The organism is Pseudoalteromonas sp. Z1A6 (assembly GCF_011378745.1).
GTDB classification, from domain to species: domain Bacteria; phylum Pseudomonadota; class Gammaproteobacteria; order Enterobacterales; family Alteromonadaceae; genus Pseudoalteromonas; species Pseudoalteromonas arctica.
On sequence record NZ_WTKW01000483.1, the window covers coordinates 1 to 2,435 of the forward strand.

2 protein-coding genes are annotated in these 2,435 nt (G+C 35.2%); both read left to right on the forward strand.

Annotation, left to right across the window (positions count from 1 at the left end):
- Window positions 1-693, forward strand: a 693-nt coding sequence (locus GQR46_RS18725; protein ID WP_240922926.1) for an ATP-binding protein, incomplete at its 5' end; no start/stop codon positions are given.
- 58 nt (window positions 694-751) lie between these two features.
- A partial coding sequence (locus tag GQR46_RS18730; protein ID WP_165742045.1) for a GGDEF domain-containing response regulator occupies window positions 752-2,435 on the forward strand: 1,684 nt, incomplete at its 3' end.

Consider the following 2,435-nt stretch of genomic DNA (forward strand, 5'->3'; position numbering starts at 1 on the left):
GATCGCCTAATTAAAAAATTACAAAAAGTGAGCGATGAACTTGATGAATTTATCAGCATTGCTTCACACGATCTCAAGTCACCATTAAATGCTATAAAACGTTTATTAGAGTGGATTTATGATGACTGTAAAGATTTACTCCCTCAAGAGCACCTAGAAAACTTTCAGCTTGTGCTCAGCCGGGCTAATAGAATGCAAGTACTGCTAGAAGATTTACTAAGCTACTCGAGAATAAATAGCTGTGATTCAACGCGTGCAAGCATATCTTTAGAAAGTATTTACCAAGATATAGAACAAATTTTAGAAGTTCCAAAAACTGTCACTGTTGATATACACGCCAATAACGAAGTACTCGATATACCGCTGATTCCTTTTAAAACTGTTTTTCAAAATCTTATTAGTAATGCAATAAAACATAACAATAAAGAGCACCCGGTTATCGATATTTCACTTATCCCCTCTAATCAATATTACATTATTGAGATAACAGATAATGGGCCTGGAATTGACCCTAAATATTTTTCACTCATATTTAAGTTATTTCAGACATTGCAATCTCGAGATGATGTTGAAGGGAGCGGCATTGGACTCTGTATTGCCAATAAGCTCATTATTAATTATGGGGGCAAAATTGAAGTAGCCTCCGATGGGAAACTTGGCAGTACATTCACTATTTATTGGCCCAAAGTTTAACTATGAAATTATCAATTATAAACGAGCATCATGTAGATGCTGCTCTTAGAAGGAACTTATGAATATTTTAATTGTTGATGATGACTTAGTTGATCGCAAATTAATTAAAAAAATGCTTATTTCTGATGGCTCTCATCATCATGACATTACCGAGGTAACGTGCGTATCCGAGGGCTTGAAAGCCATTGAAGACACGCACTTTGATATAATACTACTCGATTATAATATGCCTAAAGAAGATGGCATTGAAATGCTAATTGAAATGCGTGCAAAGCCTAAACTCGGTAACACCGCAATTATCATGATTAGTTCCTCAGAGAACTCAGCTTTGGCTATTGAGTGTATAGAAGCCGGCGCTCAAGACTTTTTACCAAAAGGTGATATAACGAGGGATAGTTTAAATAAAGCGCTTATATATGCCAAAAAACGCTTCGAGGCAGAACAACGTATGCACAACAGTTATCTTGCTGTAAAGCATATGGCAGAAAGGGATCAGCTTACTGGTTTGTCTAATCGATATCATTTTGAAGAAATACTAAAAGTAATGATAGCTAACAATAAACGTGCTAAAAACTGCGTGGCGTTACTTGCTTTAGATTTAGATAACTTCAAAAATATTAATGATACGCTTGGGCATAGTGTCGGCGACGAAATTTTAATACAAACAGTAGAAAGGATTCATAGTTGCCTGAGGCAAAACGAAGGATTTGCACGCTTAGGAGGCGATGAATTTGCAGTTATAATAGGTGGGATTTGCAACATTAATCAAATAGGTATGATAGCAAATAGAATTTTAGCTGAAGTTTCTAAACCCTTTTTACATGAAGGTAGAACTTTAAATTGCAGTGTTAGCATTGGAAGCGCCATATACCCAAATGATGCTACTGAATCTCATGAACTGCTAAAATGTGCTGATATTGCAATGTATCGCTCAAAGCAAAGTGGTAAAAGTAGAATAAGCTTTTACAAACAGCAATATCAATATGAATTTAGTCGTCGGGTAGATATTCAAAATAGTATAAAAGAGCATATAGAGGAAAAAAACTTTAGGCTATTTTATCAACCTGTTTATTGTTCAAAAACACAAATAATGACAGGTGTCGAAGCCCTGATCCGTTGGCCAGATACAACCGTTAATTATACCCCCGATGAGTTTATTCCTATTGCTGAAGAGTGCCGATTAATAGCCCCCCTTGGAAAATGGATAATTGCGAGCGCTTTAAAGCAGTTATCTTTGTGGCAGAAAGACTATCAAACGCCGTTAACTCTATCTATTAATATTTCACCGATACAGCTGCAAAGAGAAGTTTTACAAACGTATCTATTAGAGACGGTCGAAAAATACAATTTAAAAACCAGTAGTATTATTCTCGAAATAACAGAAACAGCTTTTATGGAAAACAGTAAAGAAGTGATTGAGATATTAACTTCTTTGTCTAATAAAGGGTTTAGAATTGCTTTGGACGATTTTGGTATGGGTTATTCATCCATATCTCACCTTATTTCCTACCCTATTGATATAGTAAAATTAGACAAAAGCATGCAATCGTTAGGTGGAGAAAATAATAAGCGATTAAAAATAATCGAGAGCTTATCTTTAATGCTGAAGAAACTAGATTTTTCTGTGGTAGCTGAAGGAATCGAAACTGAAACCCAGCATCAGCTGTGTAAAAAATTAAATATAGACTACCTGCAAGGTTTTCTCTTTTCAAAGCCTATGCCTGTAAACGAAATTAATTTGC